The organism is Exiguobacterium sp. RIT452, assembly GCF_003598705.1.
Lineage (GTDB): Bacteria > Bacillota > Bacilli > Exiguobacteriales > Exiguobacteriaceae > Exiguobacterium_A > Exiguobacterium_A undae.
In genome coordinates, this window is sequence record NZ_QXJB01000023.1 from 1 (window position 1) to 379 (window position 379).

The 379-nt window shown below is 49.1% G+C and carries 1 rRNA gene; it reads left to right on the plus strand.

Features of this window, described 5'->3' with window-relative positions:
• Positions 1-93 precede the first annotated feature (93 nt).
• A 23S ribosomal RNA gene (locus D3D03_RS16670) occupies positions 94-379 on the plus strand; the annotation flags it as partial.

A 379-nucleotide genomic window follows, 5' to 3' on the forward strand; every position in this document is an offset into this window, starting at 1 on the left:
CACTCGCACCTTGAAAACTGAAGACATCAACAAGACATCAAACTTTTTATAACCATGTCATTAGACGTGTGTTCTTAGAATACCAAAATGCTAGATCAAGGTATGAAGGGCGTACGGTGGATGCCTTGGCACTAGGAGCCGATGAAGGACGCGACGAACAGCGATATGCTTCGGGGAGCAGTAAGTATGCTTTGATCCGAGGATTTCCGAATGGGGGAACCCACCATCCGTAATGGGATGGGACATGTTACATGAATACATAGTGTAGCGTGAGGCAGACCCGGGGAACTGAAACATCTAAGTACCCGGAGGAAGAGAAAGCAAATGCGATTCCCTGAGTAGCGGCGAGCGAAACGGGAACAGCCCAAACCGGAGAGCA